Origin of the sequence: Enterobacter cloacae complex sp. IR5402 (assembly GCF_049238125.1) — a bacterium.
Lineage (GTDB): Bacteria > Pseudomonadota > Gammaproteobacteria > Enterobacterales > Enterobacteriaceae > Enterobacter > Enterobacter hormaechei_C.
Map to the genome: position 1 here is coordinate 1 of NZ_JBMKHO010000015.1, position 14,438 is coordinate 14,438.

Below are 14,438 nucleotides of genomic sequence, written 5' to 3' on the forward strand. Positions count from 1 at the left end.
TACCCTATCAGTTTTGCTGATTCAGATGTTGAGCCTGACAAATCAGTAGGCGACATCATCAGGGATAAGATGGTGGTAAACCCGCCATTAAAAGTATGGCTGTGGTCTGATGGGCCATGGGCTCATGAAGTTGCAGTAACCCGATGGACGGACTGATGCTGGAGAATTTATGCAGGTCATTATTGATGGTGTCCCGTATGCACCCGCCTGCGCAATTTCATCGCGGATCGGGATTGCAATAACGACACACCAGCGCGCAGACGTTTTAAAACGTTCACTCGAACAGCATCTGAGGCATCTGCCAGCCGGCGCGCTGGTGGTGGTTATCGATGACGGTTCAAAGCCTGCAGCGGTAGTTCCCGGCGGCGTGCAGCTGTTTCGCCATGAAACATCACTCGGCATTGTTGCTTCGAAGAACGCCAGCCTGTCAGCCCTTATGGATGCCGGGTGCGAGCATCTTTTTCTGTGGGATGATGATGCCTGGCCTATCGCCGATAACTGGCATCTTCCCTACATCGAATCACCCGAGCCGCACCTGGCTTACCAGTTTCTGGATCTGGCCGGGCGCAATAAGCTGCACGACATGGCGGAGCTGTACCGTGATGATAAGCATGTTGCTTACACCGGGCAGCGCGGCGTGATGCTGTATTACCACCGCAGCGCCATCGAGAAGGTGGGCGGATTCGATCCGGTTTATGGTCGCGGCATGTACGAACACAGCGACCTTGCCCTGCGGATTCATAACGCCGGAATGACTACGTGGGCTTACGCTGATGTCGTCGGTTCAGAAAAGATGATTCATTCTCTTGATGAACATGAGGCCGTAGAGCGTTCGGTACCAAAACCAGACCGGATGGCGCTGGTGGAACGTAACGTTAAAATCCACAACGAACGGCGCGATACCGGGTTTACCGGTTATGTGGAGTACCGGCGGCAACGGGATGTGGTAATCACTACGTTACTGACCAGTCAGCCTGACCCGCAGCGCGGTATGAAAATGAGCGCCTCTCCTGACATGCTGGCTAAATGGGCCTCATCGCTTCGGAATTGTGGCCGTATCGCGCTGGTGGATGAACTTCAGGCAGCCCCTCCTGACGTTGAGCTTTACCACGTTCCTGACGTGAAGATGAATGTCTACTTCCGGCGCTGGCTGCACGTCTGGCAGCACCTGCGAGATCATCCTGAATACCGTTTCGTCTGGTGTACCGATGGGACCGATGTCGAAATGCTTCGCGCACCGTGGGAAGAAATGCAGCCCGGCAAGGTTTATGTCGGTTCAGAACCGAAAACATATGCTGACACCTGGGCAAAGCAGAACCATCCAGAGCGTATCTATCAGGAGTTCATCGAAGCGCACCGCAACGATGTGATGCTAAACGCTGGTCTGCTGGGTGGTACCCGCGCTGATGTAATGGCGTTCGCTCACGGCATCATCCGTCTTTACTACCGGATCGAGAGTTATCGTTTCTGGAAGAAAGAACAGGCTGGCGCGGCGGTAGGTGACATGCTGGCATTCGGTATCGTTGCGCAGTCATTCGCTGACAGGCTGGTCACCGGCCCTCTGGTACATACCGTTTTCAAAACTGATGGTATCGGTGGGGAGGCCACATGGTGGAAGCACAAGTGAAATTCGTTGTTGTTGGTCACCACTCCCGATCAGAACATGCACAACATCTTGCTGCGCTGCTGGATGCTCATCTGCTTATTGATGACGGTAACCACGGAGCTAACTGGAATCATCGCCGTGCGCTTGAATGGGCAGCCAGTCAACCCTGCCGGGTAGTGGTGCTGGAAGACGACGCGTTGCCGGTACTCGGATTTAGCGAAAAGGTTACTGACTGGCTGACTCGCTTCCCTGACGACATGCTGAGCTTTTATCTCGGTACCGGCCGACCGCCGCAGTATCAGAAAGAGATAGCCGGAATGCTGGTGGAAGCAGACAGAGTAAACGCTGATTACCTTGTTCTGAGAAAACTGATTCACGGCGTATGTTACAGCCCTCCTCAGGGCAGACTGGAGCGCATGCTTAACGCATGGAATAAAACGCTGGCAGCTGATTACGCCGTCGGTGAGGCGTTCGGTGGTCGGGTGATTTATCCGTGTTACTCGCTGGTGGATCACGCCGACATGCAGACGGTCGAGCGTCACCCTGACAACGAGCCGAGGACGGAACGCCGTCGCGCATGGAGACTGGCATGAACAAAGAGCCCCGCATATATGGCAGCCGATGGGATAAGGCCCGTTTGCGTTTTCTGCAGCAGCATCCGCTATGTGTGATGTGCGAGCAGCAAGGACGCATAACCCCGGCGACAGTGGTTGACCATATCGAACCTCACAAACTTAAAGATGCGCTTAAGTCTGGTAACCCTCTGGCCATATCGAAGGCACAGCTCCTGTTCTGGGATAAAGAGAACTGGCAACCACTGTGCAAAGCACATCATGACTCAACGAAACAGAGAATGGAGAAGCGCGGCGCTGTAATAGGTTGTGATGCCAACGGCTACCCGCTTGATCCTGCGTCTCACTGGAGGACGTAATGAAAGACCTCATCATTGAATACCGCGATGGTAAGTTTGTTCAGCTGGCGATTGATGGTGTAGAGATGAAGCGCGTAACGTCTATCCAGTTCTCCCATACTGTAGGCGAGAACGTACCGACACTGACCGTCTCAGGGCATGTATTGCCCGAGTACGGGAAATGCGCTCAAAAGCTCGAACAGGTAGACAAACATTCGGCATAGCGCGGCGGCGGTAAGTCGATTACATATCATGTGAAATCATTTCAAATGCAATCATTCCAAGTGAGAATGAATCCCATCAAGGGCAGGGGGGGGATCAAATCTTCAAAACCTTTGCCCCAAATGACCGCCGCCAAAGTTTGATTTTAACGCTAACCCGATTTTTTTAGTTTTAAGGTGTTGACATATGGCAGATAAACGAACCCGTTCCGACAGTTCGGCAGCAGCGGTTCAGGCCATGAAAAATGCAGCAGTGGACACCATCGATCCTCCGTCCCATGCAGGTTTGGAAAAAAAAGCCGAACCATTCTGGCATGACAATATCAGATCGAAAGCTCTGGACAGCTGGACGCCAGCCGACCTTCTGGCTGCCGTAGAACTGGCAAATAATCAGCTTTATATAACCGTTTTACGCAAGGATTTACGCAAAGAAGAGCGTAAACGCGGGGAGGGACGCGACGAAGGACTGATAAAAGACCTCCGCAAACAAATTGTTGAGCTACAGCGAACTATCCTGGCTCAGCGCCGTGACCTCCAAATCCATTCCCACGCAACCAATGGCGAAAGCCGCGACCAGAAGAAACGCAATCAGAATGATCGTGATGCACGAAATACCAAAGCTGAGCATCAGGACCAGGACGACAATCTGATCGCCTTTCCCAAGCACGGATAAAAAACTATGACGCGAGGTGAGCGTGTAATAGCGTTCATTGAGCGCTTTTGCATCGTGCCGGAAGGTAAGCTTATCGGGCAGCCAATGCTGTTGGACCCCTTCCAGAAAGAATTCATCCTGGATCTTTACGACAATCCAGCCGGAACGGATATGGCGATCCTCAGCATCGCCCGAAAAAACGGTAAGACGGGTTTAATTGCCGGAATTCTGCTGGCTCATCTGGTGGGGCCAGAAGCGGTACAGAACACGCAGATTGTCAGCGGAGCACTTAGCCGGGAACAGGCCGCAATTGTTTTCAACCTCGCGGTGAAAATGGTTAACCTGAACCCCAAGCTGAAGGAGATTGTTCACATTACGCCTAGCGGCAAAAAGCTGATCGGCCTGCCGTGTAATGTCGAATACAAGGCTTTATCTGCTGAGGGTAAAACCACACACGGCCTTTCACCGATTCTGGCGATTCTGGACGAAACAGGGCAGGTAAGAGGTCCGCAGGATGATTTTATCGATGCAATAACTACCGCTCAGGGGGCGCACGAAAACCCGTTGCTGATTGTAATCAGTACGCAGGCGGCAAACGATGCTGATCTGCTGAGTATCTGGATTGATGACGCGATCAAATCTAAAGACCCGCACATCGTATGCCACGTTTATGAAGCGCCAAAAGATGCCGATATCAGTAAACGTGAAACCTGGCTGGCTGCGAACCCGGCGCTGGGAACATTCAGATCAGAAAAAGACATGGCACGCCAGGCCGAGAAAGCTGGCCGAATGCCAAGCTTCGAAAACACCTTCCGAAACCTAAACCTTAATCAGCGCGTGTCTACCGTATCGCCGTTTATCTCCCGCAGCGTGTGGGAACTGTGCGGTGGTAATCCACTAAACACACCGAGGAAGTGGTTTGCAGGTCTTGATCTGTCAGCCCGTAATGATTTAACAGCTCTTGTTATTGCTGGTGAGGCAGATGATGGTGTCTGGGATGTTTTCCCCTTCTTCTGGACACCTGAAAAGACTCTTGTAGAACGCACTAAAACGGACCGTGCCCCCTATGGCGTTTGGGTAAGGGAGGGGCTTCTGCGCACCACACCAGGTGCTTCCGTGGATTACTCATTCGTCGTTGCGGATATCGCTGAAATTATCGGTGATTTTGACCTTACTGCGATGGCATTCGACCGCTGGCGCATTGACCAGTTCAGGAAAGAGGCCGATTCCATAGGTCTGAGCCTTCCGCTGATCGAGTTCGGCCAGGGCTTTAAGGATATGGGACCTGCAGTAGACACCCTTGAATCGTTGATGCTTAACGGCCGCGTGAGGCATGGCATGCACCCTGTATTAACGATGTGTGCCGTGAATGCGGTGGTGGTTAAAGATGCTGCAGGTAACCGCAAGCTTGATAAATCCAAAGCAACAGGCCGTATTGATGGCATGGTCGCAATGACAATGTCCGTTGGTGCTGCTAATGGGGAAGTTACCGAACAGGGTGGTGACTTCGAAGACTTCATTTTTCGACCGCTGAGCATGTGATGGAAGAACCTAAATACACGATTGACCTGCGAACCAATAACGGCTGGTGGGCGAAGCTGCAGTCCTGGTTTGTCGGCGGGCGTTTAGTCACCCCAAATCAGGGCTCACAGACGGGGCCTGTTTCAGCCCATGGTCACCTGGGCGATTCATCAATTAACGATGAACGCATACTGCAAATTTCTACGGTATGGCGCTGTGTGAGTCTGATTTCAACGCTCACGGCATGCCTGCCGATGGATGTATTCGAAACCGATGAGAAAGACAACCGTAAAAAAGTTGATTTGAGCAACCCACTGGCGAGACTGCTGCGCTACTCACCTAACCAGTACATGACCGCCCAGGAATTCAGGGAGGCTATGACGATGCAGCTCTGTTTCTACGGTAACGCATATGCACTGGTGGACCGTAACAGTGCAGGAGATGTGATAAGCCTTCTCCCGCTTCAGTCAGCCAACATGGATGTAAAGCTTGTAGGTAAAAAAGTGTTTTATCGCTATCAGCGCGACAGCGAATACGCCAACTTTTCGCAGAAAGAAATTTTTCACCTGAAGGGCTTCGGTTTTACCGGGCTCGTCGGTCTGTCACCCATCGCTTTTGCCTGTAAATCGGCTGGCGTGGCGGTGGCGATGGAAGATCAGCAGCGAGATTTCTTTGCCAATGGTGCCAAGTCTCCGCAAATCCTCTCAACCGGCGAAAAAGTGCTAACTGAACAGCAGCGTTCGCAGGTCGAAGAGAATTTCAAAGAGATCGCTGGCGGCCCGGTAAAAAAACGCCTCTGGATTCTGGAAGCGGGATTTTCCACATCGGCAATTGGCGTAACACCGCAGGATGCCGAAATGATGGCGTCCCGAAAATTCCAGGTTAGCGAACTGGCGCGCTTCTTTGGCGTGCCGCCTCATCTTGTAGGCGACGTTGAGAAGTCAACGAGCTGGGGCTCCGGCATCGAGCAACAAAACCTCGGCTTCCTGCAGTACACGCTGCAGCCCTATATCTCCCGGTGGGAAAACAGCATTCAGCGATGGCTAATCCCGTCTAAGGATGTTGGCCGCATTCATGCTGAGCACAATCTTGATGGTCTTCTGAGGGGCGATTCTGCTTCCCGCGCTGCCTTTATGAAGGCAATGGGAGAGTCCGGGCTCCGAACCATCAACGAGATGCGCCGGACAGACAACATGCCGCCATTACCAGGTGGCGATGTGGCGATGCGACAGAAGCAGTACGTGCCAATAACCGACTTAGGAACCAACAAAAAGCCCCGTAATGACGGGGCTTAATTTTTATGGGGGCCGTGATGCCTGAGATCGTAAAAACGCTGTCTTTCGACGAGACAGAAATCAAATTCACCGGTGACGGGAAGCAGGGGATTTTTGAAGGTTACGCCTCGGTTTTCAATAACACCGATTCAGATGGCGACATCATTCTGCCCGGGGCGTTTAAAAACGCACTGGCAAACCAGACCCGAAAAGTGGCGATGTTTTTCAACCACAGGACGTGGGAACTGCCGGTAGGTAAATGGGACAACCTGGCAGAAGACCAAAAAGGCCTGTATGTACGCGGTCAACTGACGCCAGGGCACAGCGGGGCCACCGACCTGAAAGCTGCAATGCAGCACGGTACGGTTGAGGGGATGTCAGTTGGCTTTTCGGTTGCAAAAGATGATTACACCATCATTCCCACCGGCCGCATTTTCAAGAATGTCCAGGCACTGCGTGAAATAAGCGTCTGCACCTTCCCGGCCAACGAACAGGCTGGCATTGCAGCCATGAAAAGCGTCGATGGTATTGAAACGATCCGTGATGTGGAGAACTGGCTGAGGGATTCAGTCGGCCTCACCAAATCACAGGCAGTTGGGTTAATAGCCCGGTTTAAGTCAGCGATTCGGAGCGAGTCCGAGGGCGGCGGAAACGAAGAACAAATCAAAGCTCTGCTTCAGAGCATCCAATCTTTCCCTTCTAACTTAGGAAAATAATTATGTCTGAACTCGCTCTCATTCAAAAAGCTATTGAAGAATCCCAGCATAAAATGTCCCAGCTTTTCGAAGCACAGAAAGCAGAAATCGAAAGCACGGGTAAGGTTTCCAAACAACTGCAGGAAGACCTGGCGAAAGTACAGGAAGAGCTGTCCAAATCAGGTACCCGTCTCTTCGATCTGGAACAGAAACTGGCATCCGGTGCTGAGAATCCGGGTGAGAAGAAATCCTTCTCTGAACGAGCTGCTGATGAACTCATTAAGTCATGGGATGGTAAACAGGGCACCTTTGACGCGAAGACGTTCAACAAATCGCTTGGCAGTGACGCTGATTCTGCTGGCGCACTGATCCAGCCGATGCAGATCCCTGGCATCATCATGCCTGGTTTGCGCCGCCTGACCATCCGCGATCTTCTGGCTCAGGGTCGCATCTCAAGCAACGCTCTGGAGTACGTGCGTGAAGAGGTGTTTACCAATAACGCCGACGTGGTGGCCGAGAAAGCGCTGAAGCCTGAATCGGATATCACCTTCAGCAAGCAGACCGCAAACGTGAAGACCATCGCCCACTGGGTACAGGCGTCACGTCAGGTGATGGATGATGCACCAATGCTGCAGTCATACGTCAACGGTCGTCTGATGTATGGTCTGGCGCTGAAGGAAGAAAATCAGCTGCTGAACGGCGACGGCACCGGGGATAACCTGGAAGGCCTGAACAAAGTGGCAACTGCTTATGACACCTCGCTGAATGTTTCAGGTGACACCCGCGCAGATATTATCGCTCATGCAATTTACCAGGTGACCGAGTCTGAGTTTAGCGCTTCCGGTATCGTCCTGAACCCACGCGACTGGCACAACATCGCGCTGCTGAAAGACAACGAAGGCCGCTATCTCTTCGGCGGTCCTCAGGCGTTTACCAGCAATATCATGTGGGGGCTGCCAGTAGTTCCGACTAAGGCACAGGCCGCCGGTACCTTTACGGTGGGTGGTTTCGATATGGCCTCTCAGGTATGGGATCGCATGGATGCCACCGTGGAAGTCAGCCGTGAAGACCGCGATAACTTCGTGAAAAACATGCTGACCATCCTGTGCGAAGAGCGCCTGGCTCTGGCGCACTATCGCCCGACGGCAATCATCAAGGGCACCTTCTCTTCTGGCTCATGATGGAGGGGGCGGGGAAACCCGCCCTTTTAACGTATGGCGATAGATGTTCTCGATGTAATTGGCCTCCGTCTGTTTAAACAGCAGATTGAGTTTGAGGAAGACGACAGGGACGAGCTGATCACGCTGTACGCCCAGGCCGCTTTTGATTACTGCATACGCTGGTGCGATGAACCTGCATGGAAGGTTGCTGCTGATATTCCTGCAGCCGTTAAGGGCGCTGTTCTCCTTGTCTTTGCTGACATGTTTGAACACCGGACCGCGCAAAGCGAAGTGCAGCTTTACGAAAACGCTGCAGCTGAACGCATGATGTTTATTCATCGCAACTGGCGCGGTAAATCTGAACCAGAGGAGGGCTCCTGATGGAACCTGGACGATTCCGGCACAGGGTAAAGATTCTCACCTTTACAACTTCGCGTGATCCTTCTGGTCAGCCGGTGGAGTCCTGGACTGGCGGTAACCCGGTTTCGGCGGAGGTAAAGGGGATTAATGGTAGAGAGCAAATGTCAGGTGGCGCTGAAACGGCACAGGCAACCATTCGCGTCTGGATGCGCTTCAGGTCAGATGTTAACGCCTCTTCACGTCTCGAAGTCCTTAGCGGCCCCTACAAAGGGCAGGTGCTTAATATCATCGGTCCCCCAGTCGCAAACGCGACAGGAACCCGCCTGGAAATCCTTTGTAAAACGGGAGCCGAAAAATGATTGAAACGAGCCTCGATTTTTCCGGATTGAATGACATCGCAAAGGATCTGGAGGCGCTTAGCCGTGCCGAAAACAACAAGGTTCTGCGTGATGCTACACGCGCCGGGGCTGAGGTGCTTAAGGAAGAAGTGATCGCACGCGCTCCTGAGAGAACCGGGAAACTGAAGAAAAACGTGGTCGTTTTGACTCAGCGCTCACGCCGCCGCGGGGAGATTTCTTCCGGCGTCCATATTCGTGGCGTTAACCCGCGCACCGGCAACAGCGATAACACGATGAAGGCGAATAACCCGAGAAACGCCTTTTACTGGCGCTTTGTGGAGATTGGCACTGCGAACATGCCTGCGCATCCTTTTGTGCGACCCGCTTACGATACGCGCGAGGAAGAGGCCGCCAGCGTCGCCATTGCTAGGATGAATCAGGCTATTGATGAGGTGTTGAGCAAGTGAATGAAGATGATATCTACGCTTTGCTTTCTCCCCTGGCAGAAGGGCGGGTATATCCCTACGTTGCGCCATTAGGTAGTGACGGGAAACCGTCTGTCTCTCCACCCTGGATTATCTTTTCCATCGTCGATGATGTTTCCGCTGACGTGCTGTGTGGCCAGGCAGAGAGCAGGGTTTCCATTCAGGTAGATGTGTATTCCACTACGATCACTGAATCACGCACCCTGAGAGATTTGGCGCTCGCTTCGCTTAAGCCCTTAAACCCTACAGAGGTGGTAAAAATCCCCGGTTACGAGCCAGATTATCGGCTCTACCGTGCCACCCTGGATTTTAAAGTTACCCCCTGACGATTAATTCACCCAACGAACCCGCCTATGGCGGGTTTTCTTTTTCCAGGAGACAGTTATGTCTGCACTTTATGAAAAATCGCAGCTGACGAAGATCCTTATTTCCTCCCTGCCAGCCACCAAAGAAACGATGGATTCCGCAACCTTTCTCGATCTGAGTTGCACCATCAAAGAAATTCAGTTCACCGGTGGTCAGAAGCAGGATATCGACGTAACAACGCTTTGCTCGACCGAGCAGGAGAACATCAACGGTCTGCCTTCTCCGTCAGAAATCTCTCTGTCCGGAAACTTCTACAAGAATCCGGCGCAGGACGCCTTGCGTGAAGCGTATGACAACGATACGACCTACGCTTTCCAGGTCATCTTCCCGTCCGGGAAAGGCTTTAAATTCCTGGCTGAAATCCGCCAGCATACCTGGTCTTCCGGTACCAACGGTGTAGTGGCGGCAACGTTCTCCCTGCGCCTGAAAGGTAAGCCTGAAAGCATCGAGTCTGGCTCCTGAGAGGTCGCATGAAGAATATTAAAAATCTCGCCCTGGCTAAGATGTCGGGTTTTCGTCATAAGACGGTCGCCGTTCCTGAGTGGGAGGGCGTCAAAGTGGTTCTCCGTGAGCCGTCAGGTGAAGCCTGGCTGCGCTGGCAGGAAGTAGTGAAAGCGGGTGCTGATGATGAAAATGTGTCAGTATCGGAAAAGGCACACCGTAATCTTTGCGCTGACGTGGTGCTCTTCATTGACGTTCTGTGTGACACCGATAAGCAACCGGTATTCAGCGTAGACGAAGAAGAGCAGGTGCGTGAAATCTACGGCCCCGTCCATTCACGCCTGCTCAAACAGGCGCTTGACCTGATCAACAATGCGGACGAAGCGCGGGAAAAGTCTCAACCCCCGGCGTAAAGTTTCTGATGTCGCTTGCGCTCCGGATGGGGCGCACGCTCTCAGAGCTTCGGCAGAATATGACGGCAAGCGAGCTTCTGATGTGGATTGAGTTCGACAGGCAAAGTCCGGTTGGCGATATCCGTGGCGACATTCAGGCAGCCCAGCTCGTCTCTGCCATCTACGGTTCGCAGGGGGCAAAAGTACCGCTGGACGATGCGATCCTGCGATGGGGTGGTGATGAGCAATCAGAACCGAAGGACCCGTTTGCAGGGCTTGAGGCGGCACTTACAGCTGCAACTCAGTGACAAATGAACTGTAAAAGAATAGGATTATTTTTTTATAATTTGGTGAAGAAAATGAAAAAACTAGTTCTATTTGTATTATTTTATGGTTTCAGTTGTTTATCAAGTGCAACTCAAACACTGGCTCCATTAGAACCAAATGAGTTGCAAAGCTATACGTCTACGGTTTGCTCTGATCATGCAAATCCTGAATTGTGTAAAAAAGCTTTTATTAAATTCATGGGCTATATAAAAACAAACGATGATTACTACTATTTCTGTCAAAAGCAAAAAGAGGCAGGGATGACTGTTAATAAAGATTCCTGCAATAAATCGGAAGCTCTGAGAGAATTTTTAGATAAGCCATGAAATTTATATCACAACAAAAAGCCCGTTAATGGGCTTTTTTTTTCGCCTGGAGAAAATTGATGGCAACCTTACGTGAGTTAATAATCAAAATTTCCGCTAACTCGCAGTCATTCCAGACGGAAATTTCACGCGCCTCACGAATGGGGCAAGATTATTACCGCACCATGCAAAATGGTGGCCGACAGGCGGCGGCCGCGTCCAGGGAGACTCAGAGGGCTTTGGCTGACTTAACGGGCCAACTTAATTCTGCAAAGGCGTCAGCTGTTGGTCTTGCTGGGGCATTTGCAGGAGCATATGCCACCGGGCACCTTATTTCTTTGGCTGATGAATGGAGTTCAGTTAACGCCCGGTTAAAGCAGGCATCAAAATCCTCCGATGACTTCAAAGAGTCACAGCGCGCACTGATGGATATTAGCCAGCGAACCGGAACCGCATTTTCAGATAACGCCAGCCTGTTTACCCGTTCAGCCGCCTCCATGCGTGAGTATGGCTACAGTTCAGAAGAGGTTCTGAAAGTAACCGAAGCTATATCGACAGGACTTAAGCTGTCAGGCGCAAGCACGTCTGAAGCCAGCTCAGTAATCACACAGTTCAGTCAGGCGTTAGCACAGGGTGTTCTTCGAGGCGAGGAATTTAACTCCGTCAATGAAAACGGTGATCGCGTTATTCGTGCACTGGCATCCGGCATGGGTGTCGCCAGGAAAGACTTAAAGGCTATGGCCGATCAGGGACAACTTACCGCCGATAAAGTTGTTCCGGCTTTAATCAGCCAGCTTGGGGCGTTACAGGATGAATATAGCGCGATGCCACAGACCGTTGCATCAGCAACGACAAAAATTGAAAACGCATTTCTGGCGTGGGTAGGTGGTGCAAATGAAGCCACTGGGGCGACAAGAGCGCTAACCGGGGCATTGAATGCGATCTCAGATAATATCAATACCGTTGCCTCTGCTGCTGGCGTGCTGGCGGCCATCGGAGGTTCAAGATTTATTGGCGGCATGATTGGCGATCTTGGAAGCCAGACGGCGCAGTTGGTTGAAGCGAGGAAAAATGAAATAGCGCTCGCCGCCGCAAGGGCAAGTACAGCCACACAATCACAGCGCAAGGCCGCTGCCGATGCTATTGCTGCTGAGCGGGCTTACCAGCTTGCCCAGTCAGAACTTGTGCTGGCAAAGAATACTAATGCTGAGGCTACTGCCACTCAAAATGCCATATCCAAGCGCCGGGCAATGATTACAGCAAATGCGGCACTGGTACAGTCAAACAGAGCCGTTGCAGCCTCTCAGCAGGCACTAAACTCTGCAACATCAGTGCTGGGGCTTGTAAAAACAGGCGCTACAGGCCTGCTGGGTCTTGTCGGCGGGTTGCCTGGGCTGTTGATGCTGGGGGCCGGTGCCTGGTACACGATGTATCAGAATCAGGAGCAGGCACGTCGTTCCGCCCAGGAGTATGCTGGTCAGATTGATGAAATCAGGCAAAAAACCTCAAAAATGTCTCTGACCGAGACGGATGAAAATCGTGGACAAACTGTTGAGGCTCTCGTTGAGCAAAATCGACTTGTTGATGAGCAAGCCAAAAAGGTTGGTAAGCTGAAGAACCAGATCGACGATTTGAATGCATCGCGTGGAAAGCCGGGCATTACCAGCGAGAACGATCCAAATATCCTGAGAGCGATAGCAATTGTTACCGATCAACTCGCTGTTGAAGAAGGAAAATTGAATGACATGCGAGATAAATCTCGCGGCATTCAGCAGGCTCTCGAAGAAATTGAGCGGCGTCGTAATGATTTAATACGCGAACAAGCCTGGCGACAGAATGCGGTATATCAATCGATGATCATGATGAATGGTCAGCATACTGAATTTAACCGTCTGCTGGGTCTGGGAAATCAGCTATTAATGGCCCGGCAAGGGCTGGCTAACGTCCCGCTCAGACTTCCTCAGGCCGACCTCGACAAAAAGCAAACTGATGCTCTCGAAAAGAGTCGCCGGGATCTGAAGTTGTCACGCCTGAAGGGTGAGGCCAAAGAGCGCCTGCGTCTGAGTTATGCAGCCGATGACCTGGGGTTAACCAGTGATCCGCAATTCCAGACAGGCCGTCAGGAGTTTATTAATAACGGTCTTGCTGAATGGCGGAATAATGAGGCCAACAAACCTAAGGCGAAGGGTGGTAAAACCGAAGGCGAGAAAACCGAGGATGTGTATAAGCGCCTTATCAAGCAGCAAAAAGAGCAGATTGCCCTGCAAGGCCAGAATACTGAACTGGCGAAGGTTAAATACCAGGTCAGCCAGGGCGAACTTGCTTCTCTGACAGAAGCCCAGAAAAAGACGGTATTGCAGAATGCTACGCTGATTGACCAGGTTAAATTGCGTGAGCAACTGCGAAATTACGAAGCCAACCTCGCCGACAGTAACGCCAGCGCCCGCGCAGCCAATGAAGCGCAACTGCTGGGATACGGGCAGGGAACCAGGTTTCGTGAAAGACTTCAGGAGCAGTTCAATCTGCGTAAGGAGTTTGAGCAGAAGAATACCGATCTTCTCCGCCAGCGTCAGGCTGGTGAAATCGACGAGACGTTCTATCAGCAGGGGCTGGCACTTAATAAGCGCTACCTCGAAGAGCGCCTGCGCGACCAGGAGGGATATTACGCAGCTTCTGATGCGCAGCGTGACGACTGGATGACGGGACTGTCTGAGGGTTATGCGAACTGGGTGGACGAAGCTACTGATTATTCTTCCATGGCCGCTGACGGCATGAAGCAGGCCATGGGTGGCGCGGTCACCACGATCACCGACATGCTCAATGGCAACGTTGACAGCTGGAAGGACTGGGGCGTGAGCGTACTGAAGATTATCCAGAACGTTCTGGTGAACATGGCTGTTGCTAATGGCGTCAGCTCAATTGGATCACTGTTCAGTTTTGGTGCCTCGTCAGCCGCAACCGCCAGCAGCGGTACCGCTATTCAGAATGCTGGCGCGAACTTTACCTTTAATGCGAAGGGTAATGTTTACGACTCTCCGTCCCTGAGCGCTTACAGCAATGGCGTTTTCCAGACGCCTCAGCTGTTTGCTTTTGCCAAAGGCGCAGGGGTTTTTGCCGAGGCTGGTCCGGAAGCCATTATGCCGCTTACGCGCGCCGCTGATGGTTCGCTGGGAGTTCGGGCAGTTGGTACTCCGCAGGTCTCCGGCGGTGTGCCTTCAGTTAACTTCGGCGATATCAATATTCAGGGTGGATCACCACAGGCAGCCAGTCAGGGAACCGCCGGAGCAGCAGGCAGGCAGCTTAAGGATGCCATCACTGGTGTAATTAACGAACAGGCCAGCATGCCGGGCTCGCCTCTGTGGCGATTAATCAAGGGAGTTTAACC

The 14,438-nt window shown here is 52.2% G+C and carries 17 protein-coding genes and 1 pseudogene; all 18 read left to right on the top strand.

Features of this window, described 5'->3' with window-relative positions:
• Positions 1 to 169: 169 nt before the first annotated feature.
• The 18 genes and pseudogenes from ACOTXL_RS19490 (at position 170) to ACOTXL_RS19575 (ending at position 14,436) form a co-directional block, all read left to right on the top strand.
• Positions 170 to 1,627, top strand: coding sequence for a glycosyltransferase family 2 protein (locus ACOTXL_RS19490; protein WP_045351197.1), 1,458 nt, complete (start codon positions 170 to 172; stop codon positions 1,625 to 1,627).
• Positions 1,609 to 2,199, top strand: coding sequence for a hypothetical protein (locus ACOTXL_RS19495; RefSeq protein ID WP_045351196.1), 591 nt, complete (start codon positions 1,609 to 1,611; stop codon positions 2,197 to 2,199). The genes ACOTXL_RS19490 and ACOTXL_RS19495 overlap by 19 nt, the downstream gene beginning before the upstream one ends.
• A complete protein-coding gene (locus ACOTXL_RS19500; RefSeq protein ID WP_045351195.1) occupies positions 2,196 to 2,537 on the top strand; it encodes an HNH endonuclease signature motif containing protein in 342 nt (113 codons plus the stop codon). The genes ACOTXL_RS19495 and ACOTXL_RS19500 overlap by 4 nt, the downstream gene beginning before the upstream one ends.
• Positions 2,537 to 2,740, top strand: a complete 204-nt coding sequence (locus tag ACOTXL_RS19505; protein ID WP_045351194.1) for a hypothetical protein — start codon at positions 2,537 to 2,539, stop codon at positions 2,738 to 2,740. The genes ACOTXL_RS19500 and ACOTXL_RS19505 overlap by 1 nt, the downstream gene beginning before the upstream one ends.
• A gap of 184 nt (positions 2,741 to 2,924) precedes the next feature.
• The gene (locus tag ACOTXL_RS19510; RefSeq protein ID WP_045351193.1) at positions 2,925 to 3,410 is read left to right on the top strand and encodes a hypothetical protein; all 486 of its coding nucleotides are present in this window, start codon (positions 2,925 to 2,927) and stop codon (positions 3,408 to 3,410) included.
• 6 nt (positions 3,411 to 3,416) lie between these two features.
• Positions 3,417 to 4,931 (top strand): terminase large subunit, encoded by a 1,515-nt coding sequence (locus tag ACOTXL_RS19515; RefSeq protein ID WP_045351192.1) that lies wholly within the window; start codon positions 3,417 to 3,419, stop codon positions 4,929 to 4,931.
• Positions 4,931 to 6,205 (top strand): phage portal protein, encoded by a 1,275-nt coding sequence (locus tag ACOTXL_RS19520; protein WP_045351191.1) that lies wholly within the window; start codon positions 4,931 to 4,933, stop codon positions 6,203 to 6,205. Before ACOTXL_RS19515 ends, ACOTXL_RS19520 begins: the two co-directional genes overlap by 1 nt.
• Positions 6,206 to 6,222: 17 nt before the next feature.
• Positions 6,223 to 6,900, top strand: a complete 678-nt coding sequence (locus ACOTXL_RS19525) for an HK97 family phage prohead protease (protein ID WP_045351190.1) — start codon at positions 6,223 to 6,225, stop codon at positions 6,898 to 6,900.
• A gap of 2 nt (positions 6,901 to 6,902) precedes the next feature.
• Positions 6,903 to 8,060 (top strand): phage major capsid protein, encoded by a 1,158-nt coding sequence (locus ACOTXL_RS19530; RefSeq protein WP_045351189.1) that lies wholly within the window; start codon positions 6,903 to 6,905, stop codon positions 8,058 to 8,060.
• Positions 8,061 to 8,093: 33 nt separating this feature from the next.
• Positions 8,094 to 8,420: a head-tail connector protein gene (locus ACOTXL_RS19535; protein WP_016063563.1), complete on the top strand. Its 327-nt coding sequence runs from the start codon at positions 8,094 to 8,096 to the stop codon at positions 8,418 to 8,420.
• Complete coding sequence (locus ACOTXL_RS19540; RefSeq protein WP_045351188.1) at positions 8,420 to 8,758, top strand: phage head closure protein; 339 nt, start codon at positions 8,420 to 8,422, stop codon at positions 8,756 to 8,758. Before ACOTXL_RS19535 ends, ACOTXL_RS19540 begins: the two co-directional genes overlap by 1 nt.
• Positions 8,755 to 9,204: an HK97-gp10 family putative phage morphogenesis protein gene (locus ACOTXL_RS19545; protein ID WP_045351187.1), complete on the top strand. Its 450-nt coding sequence runs from the start codon at positions 8,755 to 8,757 to the stop codon at positions 9,202 to 9,204. The genes ACOTXL_RS19540 and ACOTXL_RS19545 overlap by 4 nt, the downstream gene beginning before the upstream one ends.
• Complete coding sequence (gp17, locus tag ACOTXL_RS19550; protein ID WP_045351186.1) at positions 9,201 to 9,548, top strand: tail completion protein gp17; 348 nt, start codon at positions 9,201 to 9,203, stop codon at positions 9,546 to 9,548. Before ACOTXL_RS19545 ends, gp17 begins: the two co-directional genes overlap by 4 nt.
• A 58-nt stretch (positions 9,549 to 9,606) precedes the next feature.
• Positions 9,607 to 10,032 (top strand): annotated as a pseudogene (locus ACOTXL_RS19555) (phage tail tube protein); the annotation flags it as partial.
• Between the two features lie 26 nt (positions 10,033 to 10,058).
• Complete coding sequence (locus ACOTXL_RS19560; protein ID WP_001549114.1) at positions 10,059 to 10,442, top strand: phage tail assembly chaperone; 384 nt, start codon at positions 10,059 to 10,061, stop codon at positions 10,440 to 10,442.
• An 8-nt stretch (positions 10,443 to 10,450) separates the two neighbouring features.
• The gene (locus ACOTXL_RS19565) at positions 10,451 to 10,729 is read left to right on the top strand and encodes a phage tail assembly protein T (RefSeq protein ID WP_045332808.1); all 279 of its coding nucleotides are present in this window, start codon (positions 10,451 to 10,453) and stop codon (positions 10,727 to 10,729) included.
• 51 nt (positions 10,730 to 10,780) lie between these two features.
• Positions 10,781 to 11,074, top strand: coding sequence for a hypothetical protein (locus tag ACOTXL_RS19570; protein WP_071785226.1), 294 nt, complete (start codon positions 10,781 to 10,783; stop codon positions 11,072 to 11,074).
• A gap of 59 nt (positions 11,075 to 11,133) precedes the next feature.
• Positions 11,134 to 14,436: a phage tail tape measure protein gene (locus tag ACOTXL_RS19575; RefSeq protein WP_045350811.1), complete on the top strand. Its 3,303-nt coding sequence runs from the start codon at positions 11,134 to 11,136 to the stop codon at positions 14,434 to 14,436.
• Positions 14,437 to 14,438 lie beyond the last annotated feature (2 nt).